Annotated in this window: 19 protein-coding genes and 1 pseudogene; 9 read left to right on the top strand and 11 right to left on the bottom strand. The window is 46.8% G+C overall.

Features of this window, described 5'->3' with window-relative positions; genetic code table 11:
* Nucleotides 1-163: 163 nt before the first annotated feature.
* From IT084_RS07895 to IT084_RS07885, 3 genes are all read right to left on the bottom strand, one after another.
* Nucleotides 164-577 (bottom strand): YidH family protein, encoded by a 414-nt coding sequence (locus tag IT084_RS07895; RefSeq protein WP_243276841.1) that lies wholly within the window; start codon nt 575-577, stop codon nt 164-166.
* A 36-nt stretch (nt 578-613) separates the two neighbouring features.
* Nucleotides 614-2,200: an ASKHA domain-containing protein gene (locus IT084_RS07890; RefSeq protein ID WP_195712311.1), complete on the bottom strand. Its 1,587-nt coding sequence runs from the start codon at nt 2,198-2,200 to the stop codon at nt 614-616.
* Between the two features lie 132 nt (nt 2,201-2,332).
* Complete coding sequence (locus IT084_RS07885; protein ID WP_395879602.1) at nt 2,333-3,571, bottom strand: M48 family metallopeptidase; 1,239 nt, start codon at nt 3,569-3,571, stop codon at nt 2,333-2,335.
* Between the two features lie 130 nt (nt 3,572-3,701).
* Between IT084_RS07885 and IT084_RS07880 the strand changes: the two genes are divergently transcribed.
* On the top strand, nt 3,702-3,866 hold the full coding sequence (locus tag IT084_RS07880) for a hypothetical protein (RefSeq protein ID WP_195712309.1): 165 nt from the start codon (nt 3,702-3,704) through the stop codon (nt 3,864-3,866).
* A 112-nt stretch (nt 3,867-3,978) separates the two neighbouring features.
* Here IT084_RS07880 and IT084_RS07875 read toward each other — a convergent pair whose 3' ends face one another.
* Complete coding sequence (locus IT084_RS07875; RefSeq protein WP_195712308.1) at nt 3,979-4,227, bottom strand: hypothetical protein; 249 nt, start codon at nt 4,225-4,227, stop codon at nt 3,979-3,981.
* A 327-nt stretch (nt 4,228-4,554) separates the two neighbouring features.
* Here IT084_RS07875 and hcp point away from each other — a divergent pair, with 327 nt between their 5' ends.
* Nucleotides 4,555-5,841 (top strand): hydroxylamine reductase, encoded by a 1,287-nt coding sequence (gene hcp / locus IT084_RS07870; protein WP_195712307.1) that lies wholly within the window; start codon nt 4,555-4,557, stop codon nt 5,839-5,841.
* Between the two features lie 341 nt (nt 5,842-6,182).
* Here the strand turns inward: hcp and IT084_RS07865 are convergent.
* Nucleotides 6,183-6,395, bottom strand: a pseudogene (locus tag IT084_RS07865) (S1 RNA-binding domain-containing protein); the annotation flags it as partial.
* A gap of 320 nt (nt 6,396-6,715) precedes the next feature.
* On the opposite strand from IT084_RS07865, the gene IT084_RS07860 reads away from it, so the two are divergent.
* Together IT084_RS07860 and IT084_RS07855 are read left to right on the top strand one after the other, a co-directional pair.
* Complete coding sequence (locus IT084_RS07860) at nt 6,716-8,620, top strand: divergent polysaccharide deacetylase family protein (RefSeq protein WP_195712305.1); 1,905 nt, start codon at nt 6,716-6,718, stop codon at nt 8,618-8,620.
* A 27-nt stretch (nt 8,621-8,647) separates the two neighbouring features.
* On the top strand, nt 8,648-9,442 hold the full coding sequence (locus tag IT084_RS07855) for an N-acetylmuramoyl-L-alanine amidase (protein ID WP_195712304.1): 795 nt from the start codon (nt 8,648-8,650) through the stop codon (nt 9,440-9,442).
* A gap of 157 nt (nt 9,443-9,599) precedes the next feature.
* On the opposite strand, the gene IT084_RS07850 is transcribed toward IT084_RS07855, so the two are convergent.
* Nucleotides 9,600-10,625 carry a methyl-accepting chemotaxis protein gene (locus IT084_RS07850; RefSeq protein ID WP_195712303.1) on the bottom strand — a complete coding sequence of 342 codons (1,026 nt, stop codon included), beginning with the start codon at nt 10,623-10,625 and terminating at the stop codon, nt 9,600-9,602.
* 365 nt (nt 10,626-10,990) lie between these two features.
* On the opposite strand from IT084_RS07850, the gene IT084_RS07845 reads away from it, so the two are divergent.
* The 3 genes from IT084_RS07845 to IT084_RS07835 all read left to right on the top strand — a co-directional run bounded on the left by IT084_RS07845 (nt 10,991) and on the right by IT084_RS07835 (nt 12,982).
* Entirely contained in the window at nt 10,991-11,872 is an 882-nt protein-coding gene (locus IT084_RS07845) for a YitT family protein (RefSeq protein ID WP_195712434.1), read from the top strand.
* 108 nt (nt 11,873-11,980) lie between these two features.
* On the top strand, nt 11,981-12,298 hold the full coding sequence (locus tag IT084_RS07840; protein ID WP_195712302.1) for a helix-turn-helix transcriptional regulator: 318 nt from the start codon (nt 11,981-11,983) through the stop codon (nt 12,296-12,298).
* An 81-nt stretch (nt 12,299-12,379) separates the two neighbouring features.
* Nucleotides 12,380-12,982 carry a DUF2703 domain-containing protein gene (locus tag IT084_RS07835; protein ID WP_195712301.1) on the top strand — a complete coding sequence of 201 codons (603 nt, stop codon included), beginning with the start codon at nt 12,380-12,382 and terminating at the stop codon, nt 12,980-12,982.
* A gap of 59 nt (nt 12,983-13,041) precedes the next feature.
* On the opposite strand, the gene IT084_RS07830 is transcribed toward IT084_RS07835, so the two are convergent.
* Entirely contained in the window at nt 13,042-14,085 is a 1,044-nt protein-coding gene (locus IT084_RS07830) for a permease (RefSeq protein ID WP_195712300.1), read from the bottom strand.
* 519 nt (nt 14,086-14,604) lie between these two features.
* On the opposite strand from IT084_RS07830, the gene gap reads away from it, so the two are divergent.
* Nucleotides 14,605-15,615: a type I glyceraldehyde-3-phosphate dehydrogenase gene (gene gap, locus IT084_RS07825; RefSeq protein ID WP_195712299.1), complete on the top strand. Its 1,011-nt coding sequence runs from the start codon at nt 14,605-14,607 to the stop codon at nt 15,613-15,615.
* A gap of 163 nt (nt 15,616-15,778) precedes the next feature.
* On the opposite strand, the gene IT084_RS07820 is transcribed toward gap, so the two are convergent.
* Nucleotides 15,779-17,095, bottom strand: a complete 1,317-nt coding sequence (locus IT084_RS07820) for a CdaR family transcriptional regulator (RefSeq protein ID WP_195712298.1) — start codon at nt 17,093-17,095, stop codon at nt 15,779-15,781.
* A gap of 236 nt (nt 17,096-17,331) precedes the next feature.
* Between IT084_RS07820 and IT084_RS07815 the strand changes: the two genes are divergently transcribed.
* Nucleotides 17,332-18,684, top strand: a complete 1,353-nt coding sequence (locus IT084_RS07815; RefSeq protein ID WP_195712297.1) for a sigma-54-dependent Fis family transcriptional regulator — start codon at nt 17,332-17,334, stop codon at nt 18,682-18,684.
* Nucleotides 18,685-18,818: 134 nt separating this feature from the next.
* Here the strand turns inward: IT084_RS07815 and IT084_RS07810 are convergent, their stop codons facing one another.
* The 3 genes from IT084_RS07810 to IT084_RS07800 form a co-directional block, all read right to left on the bottom strand.
* Entirely contained in the window at nt 18,819-20,141 is a 1,323-nt protein-coding gene (locus tag IT084_RS07810) for an MFS transporter (RefSeq protein ID WP_195712296.1), read from the bottom strand.
* A gap of 77 nt (nt 20,142-20,218) precedes the next feature.
* Complete coding sequence (locus IT084_RS07805; protein ID WP_195712295.1) at nt 20,219-20,980, bottom strand: SDR family NAD(P)-dependent oxidoreductase; 762 nt, start codon at nt 20,978-20,980, stop codon at nt 20,219-20,221.
* A gap of 48 nt (nt 20,981-21,028) precedes the next feature.
* Nucleotides 21,029-22,645 carry a class I adenylate-forming enzyme family protein gene (locus IT084_RS07800; protein WP_195712294.1) on the bottom strand — a complete coding sequence of 539 codons (1,617 nt, stop codon included), beginning with the start codon at nt 22,643-22,645 and terminating at the stop codon, nt 21,029-21,031.
* Nucleotides 22,646-22,711 lie beyond the last annotated feature (66 nt).

The following is a 22,711-nucleotide window of genomic DNA, read 5'->3' as shown; positions in this document are numbered from 1 at the left end:
GGATTGGAAATACCTGATTATAATAAGTCTTATAATGAGGTACTTATACAAAATCAAATATGCCCGGTAGTAACCACCCCGGGCTTTTTCGAGTTGTTCTATGAGGATTATTAATCTGAGATAAGGGTATGCTCATCTTCTACCCGGCTACGCACTCAAAGAATCAACGGGGAAGAGGTGTGCGCAACAGATAAATCACTACCAGTACCGTAACTAATAATAACGTGGCAGCCAGCAACAAGTCAGCCGTAAGTGAAGGACGGTATGTACCCTGGTCAATCTGGGAGCGAGTTTGCAGGTAACGGGCGGCAGCCAGGATTACAACCAACCCTGACATTATGCTAAAAGCCACTCCCAGATAATCTGCCACCCCTCTAGTCGGAGTGGAAAACATGCTGTCCTGATATTCCAAGAAATGTAAATATGCCGAAAATTTTTCAATTACAAAACCAAAGGCCAAAATGGCTACAGAAGTACGGATCCAGGACAGGAAAGTTCGCTCGTTCGCCAGGTGTTCTTGTATATGCTGCCGTTCGCCTGTTTGGCGATATCTATCTTCATTATCCTTCCTATTCAATTCCAACTGCTCCTTTGTCACCATTATTAGTATGGTCTAATCGCGCAACAGTCCCCGCCGGAGCATCTTTTCTTTTACGGTGGGATAGTAATCAAGATTGGTATGGGGCAGAAATTTACTGCCCACAAACTTATTCATAAATACCTCGCTGGCGTTAAGCTCAAAATACGTTATGCTGCGCGCTATCTTTTCGGCCTCCCGTCTGCTGTCACCGGATATCAGCACCAGTCTGGCTCCTTCCCCGGAACTGTTACCTAGCCGGATCATTCGTTCCCGGGGCAAGTCCGGATACAATCCTATGGTTATGGCTGATTCCAGATCCAGATACTGCCCAAAAGCTCCTGCGGCATAAAAAGTTTCTATGTCAGCCAATTGGCATCCCACACCTTCAAGCAACACTTCCAAAGCTGTATTAACAGCGCTCTTGGTGCGCATGATATTATCAATATCGGTCTGGGTAAAAGTAATATCTTTTCCGGTGGCAGATTCAGATGCCGGCACTACGACAAATTCCTTTTTATTGTCCCTGAACTTCCCCGCCCGATCAATGATTCCGGCCAGCAACAATTCAGCCAGGCAATCTACCAATCCGGAACCGCAAATGCCCACGGCCTTTTGCCCACCTATAGTTCGATAGACCACCTTCCCGGTTTCCGCATCAATTCGCACTTGATAAACAGCCCCCGGCTCAGCCCGCATACCGTCGTGGGCAACACCGCCTTCCAGTGCAGGGCCGGCTGCTCCGGCACACGCCGCAAGCCATTCACTGTTCCCCAATATCATTTCCCCATTGGTACCAATATCGATAAAAACAGCCAGTTCCGGCTTTTTATACATTCCGCTGGCCAGAATGCCGCCGGTTATATCTCCGCCCACATAACTGCCAACCCCTGGTAAACAATAAAGAGGCGCTTTGGGGTTAACTGCCAGACCGGGTTCAGATGCTTTAACGCAGCCCGGCAGATTAACAACCGGTATATATGGTTCCATGCAGATCCGGGAGGGATCAAGCCCTAAAAGCAAGTGTACCATCGTAGTATTGGCGCCCACGGTGACGGCGCTAATTTCCACGTTCTTTATTTTTAATTCCCGTACCAGGCGGTTAATAATATTATTTAATGTGTTCACTACTGCATCCTGCAGCTGTTTTCTGCCCTCCGGCGTGCCGGCCAGGTAAATTCTGGTCAATATATCTTCTCCATACCGGACCTGTTCATTATAATCAGCAGCGGAACCCAATATTTTCCCAGAGGTCAAATCTACCAGGTAACCTACCACGGTGGTCGTTCCCAGGTCTACCGCCAGCCCGAAATGGCGTTCCGTCTTGTCACCAGGCTCGATATCAATCATTTGCCAATTTCCCCCGAAATCGGCCACCGTCACTGTTACCCGCCAAGCTGCCTGGCGTAATACTTCACCCACTTTATTCATCAAGTCCAAAGGGACTGTCAGGTTATGATACCGGTCAGTTAATGCCGCCATTAACCTGTCAACATCCGCCTGATTGTTTAATAAACTGGGTGGGTCCAGTTCAATATAATGCTTCCGGCTCATCGGGTTTATGGTAACATCGACAAGAACCCGGTTCTGCAAAATAATTTCATTGTTATTTTGTGCCGACAATGAGTTTTACACCTCTTTATTAGTAATAATTAAAACATATCATCATTGAGGGCCGAATGGAAATATCAAGTAATGATGTGATTCATAAGTGGTGCTTATAAATAGTCCCGAAAAAATCCTGGTAAATCGTCTTTAACATCCTCGCTTCAATTCCTGACCCGCTTGCCGGATAATCTTGATCCGCTCCAGTGCCGGCGGGTGGGTGTAGCTGAACCACCGGATAAAGGCCGGTGGCGCCACATCGGACAGGTTTTTAGCGGCCAGGTTCACCTCCAGGCGGACCGCCGCAGGAACGTTTTCCGTCAGCGTCACCGCCACCCGGTCGGCCTCCCGTTCCATGGCGCGGGAGAAATAATTTTGCAGCGGGCTGACGGCAAAGGCAACCAGCAGGAGAAACAACACAATCACCGCCCAGGTGTAAGGCGGGTAGTGATTGGCCGGCGGCAGCGTTACCCGCAGCAATACAAACAAAACACCCCAAACAATAAAATTTCCCAGGACACCCAGGGCCAATCCCCTGGTAATATGTCCCTGGCGCCAGTGGGCCATTTCATGCGCCACCACCGCTTCAACCTCGTCCAGGGGGTAATCCCTCAGTAAATTGTCGTAAAGCACGATGCGCTTGGTCCGGCCCAAACCGGTAAAATAAGCGTTGGCCTTGGTGGTACGCCGGCTGGCGTCCATCACCAGCACCTGGTCCACAGGTATACCGGCCTTGCACGCAAGATTTTGGACCATGTTCACGACGGCAGGGTCTTTTGCCGGCTCGAAACGGTTGAACAGGGGCGATACTACAACCGGCCAGAGAAAGCTCTGGACAACCAGCCACAGCGAAAACAGGGTCGCGACAATCAGCCACCAGGTTCCGGACCAGCGCCCCATGATCCAGAACAACAGCGCAACCCCCAGGGCGGACAGCGCCAGTTCCAGCCCGGCGCCTTTAAAATAATCCATCCACCACGCCCCCGGGGTCTGAGTGGAAAAGCCCCAGCGGTGCTGCCAGAAATAGCTGTTGTACAACGTAAAAGGAAGCCTGATTAGCCGTAAAATAAACCAGAGCAATATAAAAAACAGCAAATAAGACCAGATTGTTCCACCGGCAACCTGCTGCACCCAGCGGGAAAGGGCAACGGCCCTGCCGCCGAATACAAACCACAGCAAAAAAGCCGCCTGCAGCAAAAAGCTGCCGGTAAACAGCAGCCGCGGCACCTGGCTGTATGCGCGGCCCTGATTCACCTGTTGCTGATTAAAATACTGAAACACATCGGGACCGGGCCGCCCTGGAAACAGGGTAAACCAGATATATAGCAGGCTGAATATTCCAGTCAAAAAAATTAATAGTAACCAAAAAGTGTTCAACTTCAACTGCAGTTTCCATCCCCCCATGATTGTTGTTTAAAGGGTGCCCGGCTTCACATTCCCACTGTTTTCAATAATTCCATCAGCAATACCGGCATAGTAACCGCCATCGATGAAACAATAAAACCAGGAGGTGAATAATATGAAAGGCAATGCAACAAGCTGGGCCGTTTTGGGCACCGGCGCTGTCGTGACGGCGGTTGGCAGACTGGTGGGCGGCAGTTTGGGCGCAGGCATCACCGGCTTTGGCCTTGCCCACATGGCACTGGGCATTCTGGACCAATTTAGACCAAGTGTAAGACGATAACAAATTATAATATTGCCCTTTAATATTAGAAAATATTATACCATGATTTGGAAATAAGTGGTGCGCTTTAATTGCAGATAACAACCCCCGGAGACCACGGGGGTTGACATTTTTAAAACCGTTCTTTATTTTCCAGCGATTCAATCTGTTCCAGAACCCGGCGTTTTCTTCGTCCCCCGCTTCCTCGCTTAAAATACCCTCGCCCAGCAGTCTTTCCACACCTGGTGCTCGGCGTAAAGCAGCTTTTACGCGCGGTGAACTCCTGCTCCTGGAGCAGCAGCTCGGGGTATTTTTTATACAGTTCGTTCAACTGCCGGTTGGCCTGTTCATTGCGTTCATTGTTTTCCCTTTCCAATTTCATAAAAACCGGCGTGAAACCCGGCCCTCCATGTACATACGCTTAAGCTCCCGGTTGGCGTGGCCTCCCCTTGCCGTCTTTCCCCCGGTTGCGCCGATTGCAATTAAATCATTACTTGCTTTTACTCTCGTAAACCGCCGGGGGCGGAAGTTACTGAAACCCGTTCGACGTGCGACAAGATGTGATCAGTGGACGGCTGATGTGACCAAGATTAAATTCAAAGTGTGAGCTTGATCATAGTTGCCATTGGATTTCTCGATTAGAGTATAGGTAACAGAAAAATAAATGACAGCTTGATTAGCGAAAAAAAATTCAAGGAGGAAGATACGAATGTTTTGTTACCAGTGTGAACAGACAGCCGGCGGAACCGGCTGCACCAAAGTGGGAGTATGCGGCAAGAACGAGGACATCGCCAGCCTGCAGGACGCCCTGATTATCGGGTTGAAAGGCATCGCAGCCTATTCCTTCCACGCCGGGGAACTGGGCTACCGTGACGAAAAAGTTGACGCTTTCATGCATAACGCCTTGTTTACCACCCTCACCAACGTCAACTTCGACCTGAATAACCACGTGCAGAAAGTCCTTGAGTGCGGCGAAATGAACCTGCGCGCCATGGAACTGCTGGACAAGGCCAACGTAGAACGTTTTGGTTCTCCTGAACCCACACAAGTATTCACCGGCTTTAAACCCGGCCCCGCCATTTTAATTACCGGCCATGACCTTTTGGATATGTATGAACTGCTAAAACAGGCCGAAGCCGCAGGGGTCAACGTTTACACCCACGGTGAAATGCTGCCGGCCCACGCTTACCCGGAACTGAAAAAATTCAAGAACCTGGTTGGCCACTACGGTTCCGCGTGGCAGAACCAGAAGAAGGAATTCGAGGAATTCTCCGGCGCCATCCTGGGCACCACCAACTGCGTCCTGATTCCTAAAGAATCATACAAGGACCGCATGTTCACCTGCGGCGTCGCCAGGCTGCCGGGCGTTACCCACATCGAGAACCGGGACTTCTCGGCGGTAATTGAAAAAGCCAAAGCTCTGGGCTCTCTGCCGGAGAAGGAAGGCGGCACCCTCACCACCGGCTTCCACCACAACTTTGTGCTGTCCATTGCCGACAAAGTGATCGACGCCGTAAAATCCGGCAAAATCCGCCACATCTTCCTGGTGGGCGGCTGCGAAGGCGCCAAAGCTTCCCGCAGCTATTACACCGAATTCGTCAAGCAGGTTCCCCGGGACTGCATCGTCATCACCCTGGGCTGCGGCAAGTACCGTTTCAACTACCTGGACCTTGGAGAAATTGACGGCATTCCGCGCCTATTGGATATGGGCCAGTGCAACAACGCCTACTCCGCCATCCAGGTGGCCGTGGCGCTGGCCAACGCCTTCAATTGCGGCGTCAACGACCTGCCCCTGAGCCTGGTGCTGTCCTGGTTCGAGCAGAAAGCGGTGGCTATCCTGTTCACTCTGCTGCACCTGGGCGTGAAGAACATCCGCATCGGTCCCTCCGCCCCGGCGTTCCTGACACCCAACGTGCTAAGCGTGATCCAAGAGAATTACAATTTGAAGCTGATCACCACGCCGGAGCAGGATCTCAAGGATATTCTGGTTAATTAACCAATAGATTAATTAAGACTCACTAACGCGACAAAATAACGAGTTGTAAGGGCGATCCGGCGGATTTGCAGTATGCTGCAAGCGTTAACCTTAAGCAGCTCCGACCTGAATAGTAAAATTGCAAAACGAACGGAAGAAACCGCCAGAGCGCCCTATAGATAAGAGTAACGAAAAAAGCATGCTCGTTCATAATAACAGGTTTATAGCGTACACCAACGGGATGCCGGAAATTTCGCCGGCGTCCCGTTAACATATGCGCGGGGAGGTTTGCAGATTTTGATCGTTGGCTAGATAGATGCAATTGTCATTTTGAACAAGTCGGCATGTATCCCCGGTAAATTTCAAACCGTACTTTTCATTGTCAGCGCGATCCGGCCGCGTTCCGCGTCCACCGAAAGCACCCGCACCGTTACCACATCACCCACGGAAACCAGGTCCAGCGGGTGGCGGACATAATCAGCCGTCATTTCGGAAATATGCACCAGTCCGTCGTTTTTCACCCCGATATTCACAAAAGCCCCGAAATCCACCACGTTGCGCACCGTACCCTTCAAAGGTACATTCACTCCTGAGCTCTATTAAGTTATCAATAATAAACGCCCATGCCGTTTCCCGGGCTTTTTTCAGGCTAGTTCACCCGGTAATGCGCCCCATATTATTGTACAACATTATTTATTACCGGGCTAACGATACTGTTTTTGCCATTGTTTTCAAACGCCACAACGTTATTTAAGAGTAACAATATTCCAATAACTGTTTTTAAGTGAGGAGAATTACCCGAAGACTTTTTTAAAAAAATATCTCTATAGCCTTAAGATAATTGTTGCATCCATTCACTTGACTTATAGATACACGGAAAGAGGGAGATCGTTTAATGTACAAGCTGCATAAACAAAAGCCAACCATTATGGTTCTGCTTTATGTAAGCTTAATTTTAACCGGCATTTGCAGTATTTTTAGTGAGGAAAATCCAGTTCCTGCGCTAAAAAACGTCAGGGGAAAAACTGTAGTCATTGACCCGGGGCACGGTGGCAATGACGCCGGCTGTACAGATAAAGGCAAAATCTTAGAAAAGGACGTCACCCTTGCGGTAGCCCGCAAACTGGCCCAAATGCTGGAGTTTGAAGGCGCTGCTGTGAAACTTACCAGAGAAGGTGACTATGAGCCCGGTCAAAAATTTTTTTCCTTAAAAAGAAATAATGATCTGGATGAGAGAGTTGCCTTCGCATCTAAAAACAAGGCTGACATATTTGTAAGCCTGCATATCAACTCCTCCCCCAAAGGAAACAGGGCCGGGGCGGTGGTGTTTTACAATGAGGATAACCGTACAGGGCAGTGCCTGGCCCAAAACATACAAAATGAATTAAGGCGTATTCCCGAAGTGATCAAAAGGACGCCTCGAGCCAGGAACTATTACGTTTTAAACCACCTGGAAATACCCTCCGTGGTGGTGGAGATGGGGTACATTTCCAGCGACAGGGACCGGCAATATTTGGCCGATCCCGCATACCACAAAAAGATAGCCCGGTCGATTTGCACAGGCATAATCAATTACTTTAATCATACCTGCCCCGTAGATAATTCCATAAACCCGAATGCGCTTAAATATGAGCGTGATGGTACGGCGGAGGTAAATAATAATGCCAAACCACCTGGCTTGTATTTTGTACCTAAAAACAAAACCGGGTTGTTTATGGCCGCAGAAGAAATGAGCCCGGTAAATAATACGGCGCAAGGCACGGTTAAAGAATTGGCCCGTTCGGCGCTGGAACAGCTGGTGGATGGCCCGCAGCAAAAGGAAGCGCTAAGCCCGTGCATACCTGACGGCATTACTATTAAAGACTTAAAAATATCGGAATCCCTTGCTATAGTGGACCTTTCAATTAAAAGCATTAAATCCGGTTTTATCGGCAGCGAAGGGGAATGGATAACACTCGGCGCCATTGCCTGTACCCTATTCGAGTTCCCGGAAATACAGCAGGTACAAATTATGGTCAACGGTGGAAAAAGAAAAACCCTGGCCGGGCACATGGATATCAGTGATCCGCTTTACCGTGGTAAACCGTCGTTAACCAGGGTCCCCGGGGGAATAATGGAAGGCAAAAAGGCCAAGGTCGCTATTGTTATCGACGATTTCGGGCAAAGCAACCCCAGGGGGTTAAAAGAAATACTCACTGTCGACAGGCCCCTGACCTTTGCGGTCATGCCGAACCTGGAATATTCAAGGCAGCAGGCCGCGCTAGCGGCAAAGCGGGGATACGAGGTAATCGTTCATTTGCCAATGCAGCCACTCAGAGGTAAAGCCAGCTGGTTGGGACCCGGAGCCATAACCTCCAACATGACCCCTGAAGAAATTCGTAACCAGGTACGCCGTGATTTCGATCAGGTGCCTTACGCCAGCGGATTCAATAACCACATGGGCTCATTGATTACTGCCAGGGAGGACCTGATCCGCCCGGTGCTGGAAGTGGCCAGGGAAAAGGGATTTTACGTATTGGACAGCAGGACTTCGGAAGAATCAAAGATTGTTCCCCTGGCTCAGAGTATGTGTATTGCCTATGCCCAAAGGGATATATTCCTGGACGACGTTAAAAGCACGGCTTACATCAAAAAACAATTACATCTCCTGGCGGATGAAGCACTGGCCAAAGGCAGCGCCATTGGGATCGGCCATGTGGGTTTGGGCGGAGAAAAAATGGCCCGGGCTATCAAGGAGATGCTACCGGTAATGGAAGCCAGGGGAATCGAGTTTGTTTATCTGTCTGAATTATTGCATTAACCAGAGCCGATACACCCGGAGGGCGACATGAAAAACATATTTATTGTAATTCTGGCGTTATTTATTGTTATACATCAGCCTGCCGCGGCAAATGCAGCAGCTAAAAAACCGTTGCAGTCAAAAACTATTGCTGTTGATCCCGGGCATGGCGGTTATGATCCCGGCGCAGTTTGGGGGAATATTTATGAAAAGGATATTAATCTCAAAATCTCAAAGATATTATCAAAGTACCTTCAAGACGCCGGCGCCAAAGTAATCTTGACCCGGGACGGGGATTATAACCACGCTATTGTTGGACTGCACGGTCGCGACGCCAAGCGGTACGATTTAAACCGGAGAATTAAACTCATTGAATCGCACAAAGCTGATTTAGTAATTACCATACACGTCAACAGCTTGCGCCAAAAATCCTACGAGGGGGCTGAAACTTTTTACCACCCAAAGTCAAAGGAAGGTAAATTACTGGCGCTGGCCATACAGCAGGAACTTAGAACCATACCGGGTATGAAAAAGAGAATCGCCAAGATCAGCAACTGCTATATGTTGAGCAATACCAAGGTACCTGCGGTACTGGTGGAAGCCGGTTTTTTAAGCAATCCGCACGAAAGGAAACTTTTGCAATATCCGGAATACTTAGATGTTCTGGCCCAAAAGATTGCCGCGGGGGTGGTTAAATATTATACTTCGCCGGCTGAGGTTGAAAACCAAGGAGTTTTACAAAAAACATCCGCTGGCATAGATTTCATATTCAGGGTAATGGAGCATGCCTTCCTTGCCGGCGATGATTTTAAAAACGGCCATTGCGATTGTATTATTCACTAGAATCCATTCGTCATCGCGTCGAACCCGGTTGTTTTTTTTGGTCATGGCCTTTCCTCCCGTACCGTTTATACACTTTACTATAACCGGTTCGCGGCTGTATATTGACGATACCGCGTGGCAGGCCGCCCGGTGCCCGGGACGCACTTCCCTGAATGGCTTATGTTCCATAAACTTTATTGCCACCGGTTCCGGCAATATCAAATCTTACGGCGAGCTTTTCGAGTTCCTTGGACAAATCATTTAGATTTTGCGCATTTAAAGTGACGTTTTCCATGTTTGCGGCTTGTTTTTCCGCGGTATCGGTGACACTTTGTATCGCCGATGCCATTTCTTCAGTGGCTGCGGTTACTGATTGTATTTCACCCGCCAAATTATCTACGGAAATAAGAATCCGTTCAAAGGTTTCGCTCACTTCCTTCACCACTTCCAACCCGGATTCAACCTGTGAAATACTTTGATTGGCCACCTGTACCGCATCCCAAGTTTTTTGCTGCGTCAATTCGATCAATTTTTGAATTTCCCTGGCTGAATCAGCCGACTTTTCGGCTAAATTGCGCACTTCCTCCGCAACCACGGCAAAGCCCCGCCCGGAGAATCCCGCCCTGGCCGCTTCAATAGCCGCATTTAAGGCCAGTAAATTTGTTTGCTCGGCTATTTGGGTAATAATCTCAACAATTTGCGATATTTGTTGCGCTGTTTCATTCAAGCTCCGAATTGCCTCCGAACTTTGAATGGATACTTTTTGAATGTTATTCATCTGGCCCGCGATACGACTCAGGCCTTTTCTGCCCTCATTAGCGTAATCAGCGGTTTGAGTGGACGATTGGGCTATTTGCTGTGAATTGGCCGCAACCTGTTGAATTGAGGCCGCAACCTGGCTGATTGCCGATGCCGTTGATATTGCACCGTCAGATGTTTCTTTTGAAGCATTGGTCATTTGACTGGATGCTTTTTGAATTTCAGCAGTAACCTTTGACAAATCCCGGGTTAAATTATTCAGTATTTGGCGAAAGGCCTGCTTGATATCGTGTATGGTTCTTATGGATAATCCCTTGATCCGGCTTTGGGCCACAAGCGTATCGAGATCATCGATAATGGCTTTCATTGGTGCGATGAGCTGCTTATAATTTTTAGCGCTTATTGCTATTCCCAGCAGACCTGATAATAGCCCGGCCAGCAGCATGGAACTATATATGTTGTTAATAAAGTTCATTATTACATACACGATAATTGCGCCCCCCGGCGCTGCAAGGATAAACGTTCGGAAAAGGTACGAATGAATTTTTATTTTTTTTATGTTCACTTTATTTAACTCCTTTAATATTAAATAATAAATGACCATTCATTCAGTTAAATTTTATCAAAATTTATTAATGAGTTTCAAGATGTTTCTAACAAAATAATCTGTGTTTAACTTTATCTGACAGGGACAACCCGATTATTATTTGTACATAATAACAAAAACACCGGGAACATGGTGCGGCTTTTGCCCCATGGACTTTGCCGACAGGTTAAAAAGACGCGTTTTCGAGGTGAAAAGTTTTGCATATGTCAACAATCGGGTGGCTGCGCCGGTTTAGTTTTCATAGCGCCGGATTGAAGCGAATTTCCGCAGACCTGGCCCTCATCGGCGCCGGCGCTTTTATAACAGCAATTAGTATCAATACTTTTATTATTCCCTATCACTTGTTGACCGGGGGAGTAACCGGCCTGGCCATTATCTTGAATTACTTGTTTAAAGTTCCGGTTTCCTTGATGATTTTATTGATCAATATCCCTATTTTCTGGTGGGGTTACCGGGAAATCAACCGCCGGTTCTTGCTTTACAGCCTGGCGGGCACTTTCGCCTTGAGCGCGTTGCTGGCCATGACAAAGAATCTTGTTCCGGCGCCCCAAATCGACCTGATCATGGCCGCCGTTTTCGGAGGCGCCCTGGGCGGAGCTGGCTTGGGCCTCATTTTCAGGGCCGGAGGCAGCACCGGCGGGGCCGATATTGTCGCGATGGTGTTGAAAAAAAGAAAAAACCTCGGCCTGGGCGAGGTAACCTTCTATTCCAATTTACTTGTTATTGCCGCTTCCCTGTTCTTTTTCCCCGTCAACACCGGTCTGTATACCATTATCTCAATGTTCGTACTGGGCAAGACGGTTGATTCGGTAATCACTGGCCTGAACACCAATAAATCTGTGATCATCATATCTGATCAGGCCGCCCAAATATCGGACCAGATTATCCGCGAGCTGCACCGGGGCGTAACCTTTTTCGCCGGCCACGGTGCTTATTCCAATACGCAAAAAACAGTGATAAACTGCGTAATCAACCGGTTTGAACTGGCCCGTCTCAAGGATATTGTTGTAAAAATCGACCCCGGCGCGTTTATGTACGTTTCGGATGCCAGCGAGGTGCTGGGCAAGGGTTTTGCCAGGTGGTAACCGCCGCCAACCGAAATATGCCATCTGGAAGAAAACAAAAAATACATTGCTGAATTGATGTGCCAGTGAAAAGTTGAACCCATCAAAAATTTTTGATATAATACCGGCATGGATAGTGTTAAAATCGCCAAAGCCTTAAGCGACCCGATCAGGTACAGAATCATGTTGCTATTGGCCCGCAGCGAAGGAACTTGCTGCGCCACGAACAAGCATGACAACCACCGGTACGGCATGTGTAATTGCGAGTTGATGACCGAACTGGGCATGATTCAGTCCAGGGTTTCCTACCATATGAAAGAACTGACCGGAGCCGGATTGGTCACGGAGGAACCCCGGGGCAAATGGAAGTTTTATTCTATTAACAAAAAAACTCTGCAAGATTATCTGGACCAGTTAAATAAGGACTTTACAATTAAGACCACGTAAATTTTTTTGCTGTCATATATCAAATTAATTTGATATATGACAGCATTGGCAAGTAAAATATACCATTGGGGAGGGTTAACTATGAGCAATACCAATACCAAAGGCGGTTGCTGTTGCGGAACAACAAACAACCCGGCCACCGCAAACACCACCTCCTGCTGCACCGCCGGTTCCTCGTGCTGCAACCCGGTACAACCTGCGGACCAGCCGCGTCGGCTGGAAATTGACTTTTTATATCTCGATTTAAGCACCTGCACGCGTTGCCGGGGCACCGAAAACACCCTGGAAGAAGCTATAGCGGAGGTGGCCCGTGTTCTTGAAGCAACCGGCATGCAGGTTACAGTACGCAAGGTTCACGTGCAAACCGAAGAACAGGCCCGCGAGCTGGGGTTTATCAGTTCTCCTACCATTCGTATCAACGGTAAGGATATCCAGCTGGACGTTAAAGAAAGCCTGTGTGAGTCCTGCGGCGATCTCTGCGGCGAGGATGTGGACTGCCGGGTATGGGTATACCAGGGCCGGGAATACACCGTGCCTCCCAGAGCCATGATCATCGAGGCCATTCTTAGAGAGGTTTACGGGGGAGGCAATAAAGCCGCTGATAATCCCCGGCCAATAAAAGATGTACCCGGTAACCTGAAACGATTTTTTGCCGCCAGGCGTAAGAAAGAAGCCGGTGACTGAAAACCCGGCTGATAAGAAAAAGCGGGGGTAGAGGAATGCCTCTCCAGCCCGCTTTACATTTAACCCACAATGCTCCCGAATACCATGCCCGTAAGTGTGGACAGCACCACTACAATCAGCACATATACGATGGTCCTTTTGGTACCCATGACGTTCCGGAGCACCAGCATGTTGGGCAGGCTAAGCGAGGGGCCGGCCAGCAGCAGTGCCAGGGCCGGGCCTTTGCCCATGCCCATGTCCAAAAACGCCTTGACGATGGGCACCTCGGTCAGGGTGGAGAAATACATCAGCGCGCCGAACACCGAGGCCAGCAGGTTGGCCGACAGGCCGTTGCCGCCCACCGAAACCTCAATCCAGTGCTGGGGAATTACGGCTTTGAGGATACCGGCCACAAACACGCCCACCAGTAGGATGGGGAATATCAGCTTAACGAATTTCCAGGTTTCCACCAGCCATTCCTTTACTTCGTCACCATCGAACCACTGGGTGAGCACCACGGCCAAAAAGCTGAGCAGCGAGAAAATAATGGCGATTTTGCTCCAGAAGGGAATGGCCGCAGTGCCGAACAGCAAGATGGCCACCAGAGTGCCGAAGAAAGCCAAAAGATGACCCACCGGCTTGCCCTCTTCACCGGCAAACATGCCGCCGTCATCGCTGCCGGCAACTTCTTCTTTCCTGAAGATGAAGGCCATTAACAGGCCGATAATAATGGAAAACGATATAGCGCCTATGGCCCGGGCCAGGCCCAGCTCCCAGCCCATTTTCCGGGCGGTGAGTACTATGGCCAGGATATTGATGGCCGGACCGGAGAAAAGAAACGTGACCGCCGGGCCGAGCCCCGCGCCTTTTTTGTGGATACCCGCAAACAGGGGCAGCACGGTGCAGGAGCAGACAGCCAAAATGGCGCCGGATACCGAGGCCACCCCGTAAGCCAGGTGCTTGGGCGCCCGGGGGCCGAAATATTTTAACACCGCGCCGGTGGACACCACCGCCGCAATGCCGCCGGCGATGAAGAAGGCCGGCACCAGGCAGGTGAGCACGTGCGCCGACAGGTATTCCAGAAGTTCGTTAATACCGCTCTGTAATATTGCCATGAAGGTCATATTGTTCATCTCCCCAAAAGCATCTTAATTGTATTTTGCAGTTTACTGATTGGTTAACTGGTAACTACTTATTTTTGCAGGGCGTAAATTAGTACGCAGCCTGTTAAACCATATAAATTCCTCCTTTATCCTTCCGTAAAGTTAATAAATTTGTGCTATAAACGATATTATTAAAATTATTCAGTTACTTATATAATTATATCCTTATGATCTAATATAAAAGACTTCCTATCTTCTGTCAATGTATTTTTATTAAAAACTTTATAGAATAAAAGCGGGGCCAGCCAAGCTAAAACCCCGCTATAGTAGGGTACACTTAAATTAACTAAACTCTCATGAGCAAACAGTTTTTGCCAAAAATACTGGTGGTACCCTTTTTACTTTTACCATATTTACAATTAACCGGATAACGTGTAGAATCTTTCACAAGCAGACTTTCTAGATCTGATAAATTTAACTAATCTTTTATTTAAAAATGAGTAATATTTAAAAGTCCCTACCTTGAAAGGAGGCGTTTTGATGAAAGTTAGAGTTGGGATTAACGGCTTTGGTAGAATCGGAAGAAACGTATTCCGGATTTGCAGAAACAGGTGTACCGGTATGGAAATCGTGGCAGTAAACGACCTCACTTCGCCGGCGACGCTTGCCCACCTTCTGAAGTACGACTCCGTGCACGGCACCTTGGACACAGCGGTCGAAGCCACCGAACAAAGTATATTAATAGAAGGAAAAAGCATTAACGTAACCAGCTTTAAAAACCCGGCCGAAATACCGTGGGGAGATCTCGGTGTGGATATCGTAATTGAAGCCACCGGAAAATTCGTGGATATGAAAAGCGCCCAACTGCACCTGGAGGCAGGGGCCGGGAAGGTAATCATCACCGCGCCGGGCAAAAACGTAGACGCCACCCTGGTTATGGGGGTTAACCACGAAACATACGATCACAACCGGCACAACGTCGTCTCAAACGCTTCGTGCACTACCAACTGCCTGGCCCCCATCGCGAAGGTACTCCACCGTTATTTCGGCATTGAGTACGGCATGATGACCACGGTGCACTCCTACACCAACGACCAGCAAATCCTTGACCTTCCCCACAAGGATTTGAGGAGGGCCAGGGCTGCGGCGCTGTCCATCATCCCCACCACCACCGGCGCCGCTAAAGCGGTGGGCATGGTGCTCCCCGAGCTGGAGGGTAGACTGAACGGTTTTGCCGTACGGGTGCCGACGCCCAATGTGTCGATGGTGGACTTCGTGGCCCAGGTTGAAAGGCCGACCAGCGCGGTCGAAGTGAACGAAGCGCTGCGCAGCGCGGCGGAAGGAGAACTGCGGGGCATCCTGGGCTATTCCACCGAACCCCTGGTTTCCAGGGACTTTAACGGGGACAGCAGGTCCAGCGTTGTGGATGCGCTGTCCACCATGGTGCTGGGCGGCAAGCTGGTCAAGGTCATGGCGTGGTACGACAACGAATGGGGTTATTCCTGCCGGGTGGTGGACTTGGCGGAATATATCGCGAAGTTCTTGAAATAACACCGAAAACCAATGGCAGCAGCGAAAGTTTACCAAGGCTTTATTTTAAACCTTAGGAAAAATTACGACTACATTAAATTAACGCAATTGGGGCGAAGGTTCATGTTATACCTTCGCCCTCTAAAATTATCGCTGGTAATTGTTTCAACAAACAATGAAAGTGTTAAACGTATTTAATTTTAAGTAATTGATCAATTTTATAAGCTATAGCCAATTCAACTATGCTTTCAAATTTTGATAAATCCGTGTTTAGCAACTTTTCAATTTTATTTATCCTGTAACGTAAAGTATTCGGATGAATAAAAAGTTTTTCGGCAGTGACCGTAATATTACCGTTGTTTTCCAAGTAAACCGATAAAGTAGGATACAATTCCGTTTTATGCAACATGTCGTTATTGATCAACCGGCCCAATTTCCCTTTGGAATACTCACTTAATATGTTAGCTGAAGCCGGGTTCTGGCACAAATTATATAGGAGACCGGAAATGCCGACCTTGTCAAATTGAATAAAAGAATCCCCACCACCGGTCGACAAGCCCAGTTCCAAAGAAAAGCGAGCTTCTTTATAGCCTTTTCCCAGATTGTATTCACGCCGCACTAAAGATTGGCAAGCCGTGAATAACCTGGTGCCTTCAGGTAGTTCCATATTCGTTTTTCTGTGTATCTGCCGCATTAAATCAATGATATCCTGTAAATTCTTACTTTTTTCCGGCACCAAAACAACGTACCAATCGCCATGAGCCAGATCAAGAAAATTATGGCCCATAATTAATTTCAGGTTGCTTTTAAATATTTGGGTTGATTTTTCTTTTAGTTTATACTCCCCAGGGGTGAAAGCGGCCACGAAAACAAGATGCGGCTCTTCCAAATTCCGCCCGCAAACACGTGAGGCCAACTTTAACTTCTCCTTTTTGGGATTTTCTTCCATAAGAATATCTAAAATGAATTCCGTTTGATGCTTCGTTTCAAAAAAATAAAGGCGATCCTCCCGGTCCATCTCCAAAGCCAGCACCTGGGCCGCTGCCTGTAGTAGTTCCAGCATTGGCCGGTTAACATTTTTTCTTTGTGCAGCAACAATTAAATAAGCCATGTTTCCTTTTCTTTGTAACAGCGGCAGTACAAGGCATTCAATGCTTTTACCGTCGATTTCAAAGCTATATTTCTTCGGTTTTTCTTCATAAGAAAATTTGTGCTGTTCCAAAGATAAAAAAGAACGAGTAAGCACTAAACCGGGGCATTGATCGTAACCGGCATAATGAAGTACCTCTCCGGCGGAGGAAATTATCATAACCGGTAGCCTTATATTTTTATAAATTGTTTCCAATAGATCCTGGACACCATGACCGCCTAATAACATTTCAATCAATTGTTGATAAAATATACCCCTCAGGGAAAAACCCTTATATTGCCTGGAAGAATTGATACCGGTACTTTTACTTACCTGCTTCTGAATGCTTTGCTGTTGGAATAAAATAATCAATCCCTCCTCTCATTTTTTTACCCTCTTAAAATGGACAAGGAAATTAAGTAGTGTTAAATTAATAAATAAAGAAATATTATTTTTATCTTTCTGAATATTGTGAGCAAAAATGATGCCATCCATTTAGCATCATAAACGCGAAGCTTTTTTGGGCTTTCAATACTGTTTATTTTCCGGATTCCGTGCAAATCCGCACTCCTTTTCAGTGCAAATCTGCACAGCAGGGAGGGACAATAATGCTACCTGCCACTAACGATTATGAAAAAAAACGGAATAATGAAAACGGGGAAGATGCATACGGGTTGTGGATAACCGACGGTAACGGTTATAATATCGCGGCCAGCAAAGGTTATGAAATGCTGAGCGGATTGCAGGCAAGCGAGTTTATCGGCTTGCACATGAGCGATATGCTCAAGCAAAAAGTTCTTGACAATTCCGTAACCTTAAAAGTTTTGGCGGAGAACAAACCTTTTATCATTCCCCAAACCATCTTGCCCAATAACAGAAAATTACTCGCTTCCGGCACCCCCATTTATGATCAGAACGGAAATATAATTTTTGTAGTAACCACGGTAAGACCATATAACGATCTCAACGGGGAACCCATGAACACCGACACTCAAGTATATATCGAGGGGGTTGGGAAGATAGTTTCTAAAAGCCCGGCCATGCAAGATGTATTGTCTAAAGCCAGCCGGGCGGCATGCTTCGATTCCACGGTGATTATTACGGGCGAATCGGGTGTGGGCAAGGAAGTGATTGCCAGGCTGATTCACCATTTGAGCAGGCGCAATAACGGGCCTTTTGTGCGAGTTAACGCGGGGGCTATCCCTTCGGAATTATTTGAATCAGAACTGTTCGGCTATAAAGCCGGAGCATTTACCGGGGCGGCGCATGGCGGCAAAAAGGGGCTCGTCCAGGCTGCACACGGAGGTACTCTTTTTCTGGACGAGATTAGCGAACTTCCCATCTCTATGCAGGTAAAGCTGTTACGTTTGCTACAGGAACGGGAATTCCTCCCGGTGGGCGCAACACACCCGGTAAAGGCAGATGTAAGATTTGTTGCCGCAACAAACCGTAACCTTCGTGAACTTGTTGATCAGGGTAAATTCCGGGAAGACTTATACTATCGATTAAATGTCGTCCCAATCAATATACCTCCACTGCGCCAAAGGCCCGAAGATATTTTTGAATTAATCAACCATTTTTTAAATAAGATGAGACTGGATTATCACATCCAAAAGCGTTTTACCTCCGATGCCATATCATTACTGCTATCATACGAATGGCCCGGTAATGTACGGGAGCTGGAAAATCTAATTGAGCGGATTGTCGTCCTTTATCCCGACAAGGAAATTACCAAAAGCATTGTTCAGGAAGAATTGGGTCTTTTAAACCCCACTCCCGGCTTGATCATTAACGGGCTCGAGATTTCCAATCTGCAAAATGCCGTTCAGGAATTTGAAAAAAAGTTAATTATTAAGGCATTGAGTTATACTAATTCTCTAGAAACCGTGGCACAAAGGCTAGGTATCCATCGCACTACTTTAATACGAAAAATGCAAAAATACAAAATTTATAATATTTAGATATAAAAGTCTTTACTCCATAAAAATATCATAAATAAATAAGCCGAACGCTTAACACTACTTTTGTTAGCAGTGAAATTAGCGCCGGCTAAATTATTAATTATTAAATAAACTGCTTGGGATGAATTAATTCATTAAACTTTTCTTATTGCAGAGCTGGACGCTATTTGAACTCCCCCAATTTTTTCCTCATAGTTATAAGTTTTCTCACTTAATAAAAGTGTAAAAATTAATCCAACAATGGCAACGACAGAGAAAAAGGCAAACACCTGGGTATAAAAAATACCTTCTGCATTTTTAATAACTAAAAACCCTGCAACCAAGGGTGCTATAAATGAACCAAACTGACCAATACCGTTTGAAATCCCTACTGCTGATCCTAAAATTTCCTTTGGGTATCTTACCTGAGGATACCCATAAACCACACCAAACGATAAGTTGGTAAAGAACCCAAGAAGAATTAACATTAAAACAAGAAGGCCATTATTGCCTTGTGGAACTTTAGCAATTAGCAACAAGATAGGAATGCTGCAAATGAATGACGCAGCCAAAACAGGTTTTACCCTGCCCTTAAAAACCCTGTCCATTAACCACCCACCGGTCATCATTGCAAAAAATGCTGCAACATAGGGTAATGATGCTAAAGCACCCATAGTTTTAATACTAAACTCATATTGTTCATATAAAAAAGAGGAAATCCAGCTTGTACTACCCCAATAAATTCCCAGAACACAGAAAAGTGCAAAGGAGTAGCTCCAAAAACTGGCATCTTTTAGAAGAATTCTCAGAGAATCTTTGGTGCTTATCTTTGAACTTTTTTCATCGTTTATTTGAATTAGACCTGAGTTAATGTATTCAAATTCGTCCTTTGATATTTTCCCCTTTTCTAACGCTTCTTTTGGAGTATTTTCAATAAAGTAAAACAACAAGAAAATACCCAATATACCAAAAACAGCCAAACAATAGAACACTGGTCTCCAACCATTTAAACTAGCAGCTAACCAGGTAACAGTCACTGGAATAATCGCGGGTGCTACTGCCCAAGTTGTAGAGAAAAATCCTGTCGCGCGACCTTTTTCTTCTTTGGGAAACCAGTTTGCTATGGTCTTGTTTGCCGGTGCAAAATGATGTCCCTCACCCAATCCAAGGCCCAATCTGATTAAAATAAATTGGGTAAAGTTTTTTACCAGGCCGGTAACAAAGGTTATAAAAGAGAAAACAAAAATGGCAATTCCTATAACTTTTTTGGGACCAATGCGGTCAGATAACCAACCTGCAGAAAACTGGGCAAGCGCATAGGCAAAGAAAAATACCGAAGCAGCGGTGCCAATTTGCCCATGGGTAAGATTTAGGTCTTCTCTGATTAATGGAAGAAATGTTAAAACGCTGGTTCTGTCAAAGTAATTTATAATATATAGTAACCAGACGATAATTAATATTATCCACCGGGATTTCATCTTAATTTTCCCCCCATAAATAAAATTTGCTCTTTTCTAAAAATAAAAACTTTTCCCGCCAAAAAAATAGTTATTGATTAAAGGATAGTCCACCCACCGTCTACATAAAGTATCGTTCCTGTTATAAAACTTGAAGCATCGGAACCTAAGAATACAGCCGGGCCGATTATTTCTTCCGGCTCACCAAGTCTCTGCATGGCATTTCTACTTTTAACGTCCTCATACCATTCCTTATCTTCCATGACCTGACGGACTAAAGGAGTTTTCATGTATGCCGGCGCAATGGCATTGACAGTAACCCCGTAAGGAGCCCATTCCACCGCAAGCACCTTGGTCATTTGGTTAATACCACCCTTACTGGTCGCATAAGCTACTTGTCTCTTCATACAAACCGTGCCAAATATTGATGACATATTAATCATTCTACCTCTACGCTGTTTAACCATAACTTCACCAATAGTTTTTGCACAAAGATAAACTCCTTTCAAGTTTACTTTGATAACTCTATCCCATTCTTCCTCTGTTAAATCCAACGCCTCCTTTCTTACATTAATTCCCGGCACATTATAGGCAATGTCAATTGCTCCAAATTCATCCAGCGCGTATTGAGCCATTTGCTTAACCTCAGCGGCGTTCGAAACGTCCACTTGTAATCCAATTGCTTTACCGCCTATTTTTTTAATCTCTTCAATCGTTTTTTCGGCACCATGACGAGGGCTTCCCACCGCAACTACATTAGCGCCATAAGCGGCCACCCCAATTGCAATCTGCTGCCCCAAGCCGGAAGCAGCACCTGTCACAATAGCAGTTTTACCGGTTAAATCAAACAAGTTTTTCATTTCAAATAAATACCCCCCTCTTTTTGATGTAGTTCAAGCGATGAAACATTATTTTCCCCGCAAAACATTTTTCATTACTTTTCCATTGGGGTTCTTAGGCAGCTCGGTTAAAAATTCAACAAACTTTGGCACTTTGTATTTAGCCAACCGCTCCCGCACCCAATCCTGCACCTCTTCCTCGGTAAGAGTGCAACCGGGCCGGGTGACAATGAAGGCTTTGACAACCTCACCGTAAACTTCGTCCGGGACGCCGACCACCGCCGCTTCCATGACTTTGTTGTTGCTGTAAAGAACATCTTCAACCTCGACGCAGAAGATTTTTTCGCCGCCGCGGTTGATCATGTCCTTAATGCGGTCCATGATATAGACATAGCCTTCTTCGTCAATTTTGGCGATATCCCCGGTGTGCAGCCACCCGTCCACAATGGCCTTTTTGGTTGCTTCGGGATTTTGCCAGTAACCCGGGGTCAGGTTGGGAGAATTGATCAGCAATTCCCCTTCGGTGTTGGGCGGCAATTCTTCTCCGGTAACCGGATCAACCACCTTGCACTTGTTTACGGGGAAGGGCAGGCCGATTGACCCCAGCTTCCTAAGCGCGTCTTCCTTGGGCATACAGGTTCCCGGGGAGGCAATTTCCGTAAGACCGTAGGTATTATGCAGTTCAATTTGAGGGAGCCAGTCCCGGAGCATTTTTACCGTCTCCCCGGAAATGGGCGCGCCTCCGAAACCCGCCACCCGCAAATGAGACAGGTCATACTTTTTATGATCGGGGTGCATCAACATCATTACATATATGGTTGGCACCACGATCATGCTGGTGATTTTTTCTTCTTCCAGTATCCTTAGCATTTCTTCCGTTTTATACATAGGCATGAGCACGATGGTGCAGCCCAGGTTGATATAAGTCAATAGCTGGGCGTAAAGGCCGGTAACGTGAAACAGGGGTACGGCGATCACTGTCCTGTCGTCGGAAGTAAGTTCATATATTCTTTTGTAGCTGATCATCGTGTGAATAACGTTAAAATTGGTATTCATTGCTCCCTTGGGCAGTCCCGTGGTGCCGGAAGTGTACATAATAAAGGCAACGTCATGTTCATCGATTTGTTCCGTCACGGTTTCCGGAGCGCCGGGATCAATTAAGTCGCCAAATGGTTTGGTTCCGGGTATCTGTTTACCCACTACAAAAAATTCGCGGCAGTTGGTGATGGAATTTAATACCGGCTCAATGTTTGCCCACCAGCTGTCGTTGAGCACCAGAATACAGGAACCTGAATTTTTAATCATGTACTCCAGTTCGGCGCTCTTTAGCTTGGTATTCAGGGGAACCGCGATGCCGCCCAATTGGGCCACGGCATAAAGCGTAATGACAAAGGGAATGCCGTTGGTCAGCAAAAGGGCCACCCGGTCGCCTTTTTTCACGCCATACCTTGTTCGCAAAGCATAAGCCATGTTATTGACCCGCCTGTTCAATTCCCCGTAAGTGATCCGTTCATTTCCCATTACCAAAGCCACCTTATCAGGGAAACGCCGGGCGCTGTTTTGCAAAGTTTCAATTACCGTTTTGGGGCGGTCGGCGTAGACATTGACGGTTACACCGTTGATGGTTTCTTCGATGATTCCTTCGGTAAACTCGGATGGCCAGAGGTCTTTACCAATTGAAATCACTAGATATCCCTCCCCTGTTTACTAATAAAAAAGATAATTTATAAAGTTTAAATTATTTGCGATAAA

The sequence above is a fragment of the Desulfallas sp. Bu1-1 genome, assembly GCF_015594625.1.
In the GTDB taxonomy this organism is placed as follows: Bacteria; Bacillota; Desulfotomaculia; order Desulfotomaculales; family Desulfallaceae; genus JADNRQ01.
Note: the sequence above shows the minus strand (reverse complement) of the source record. Positions and strands in the feature narration are given on the sequence as shown.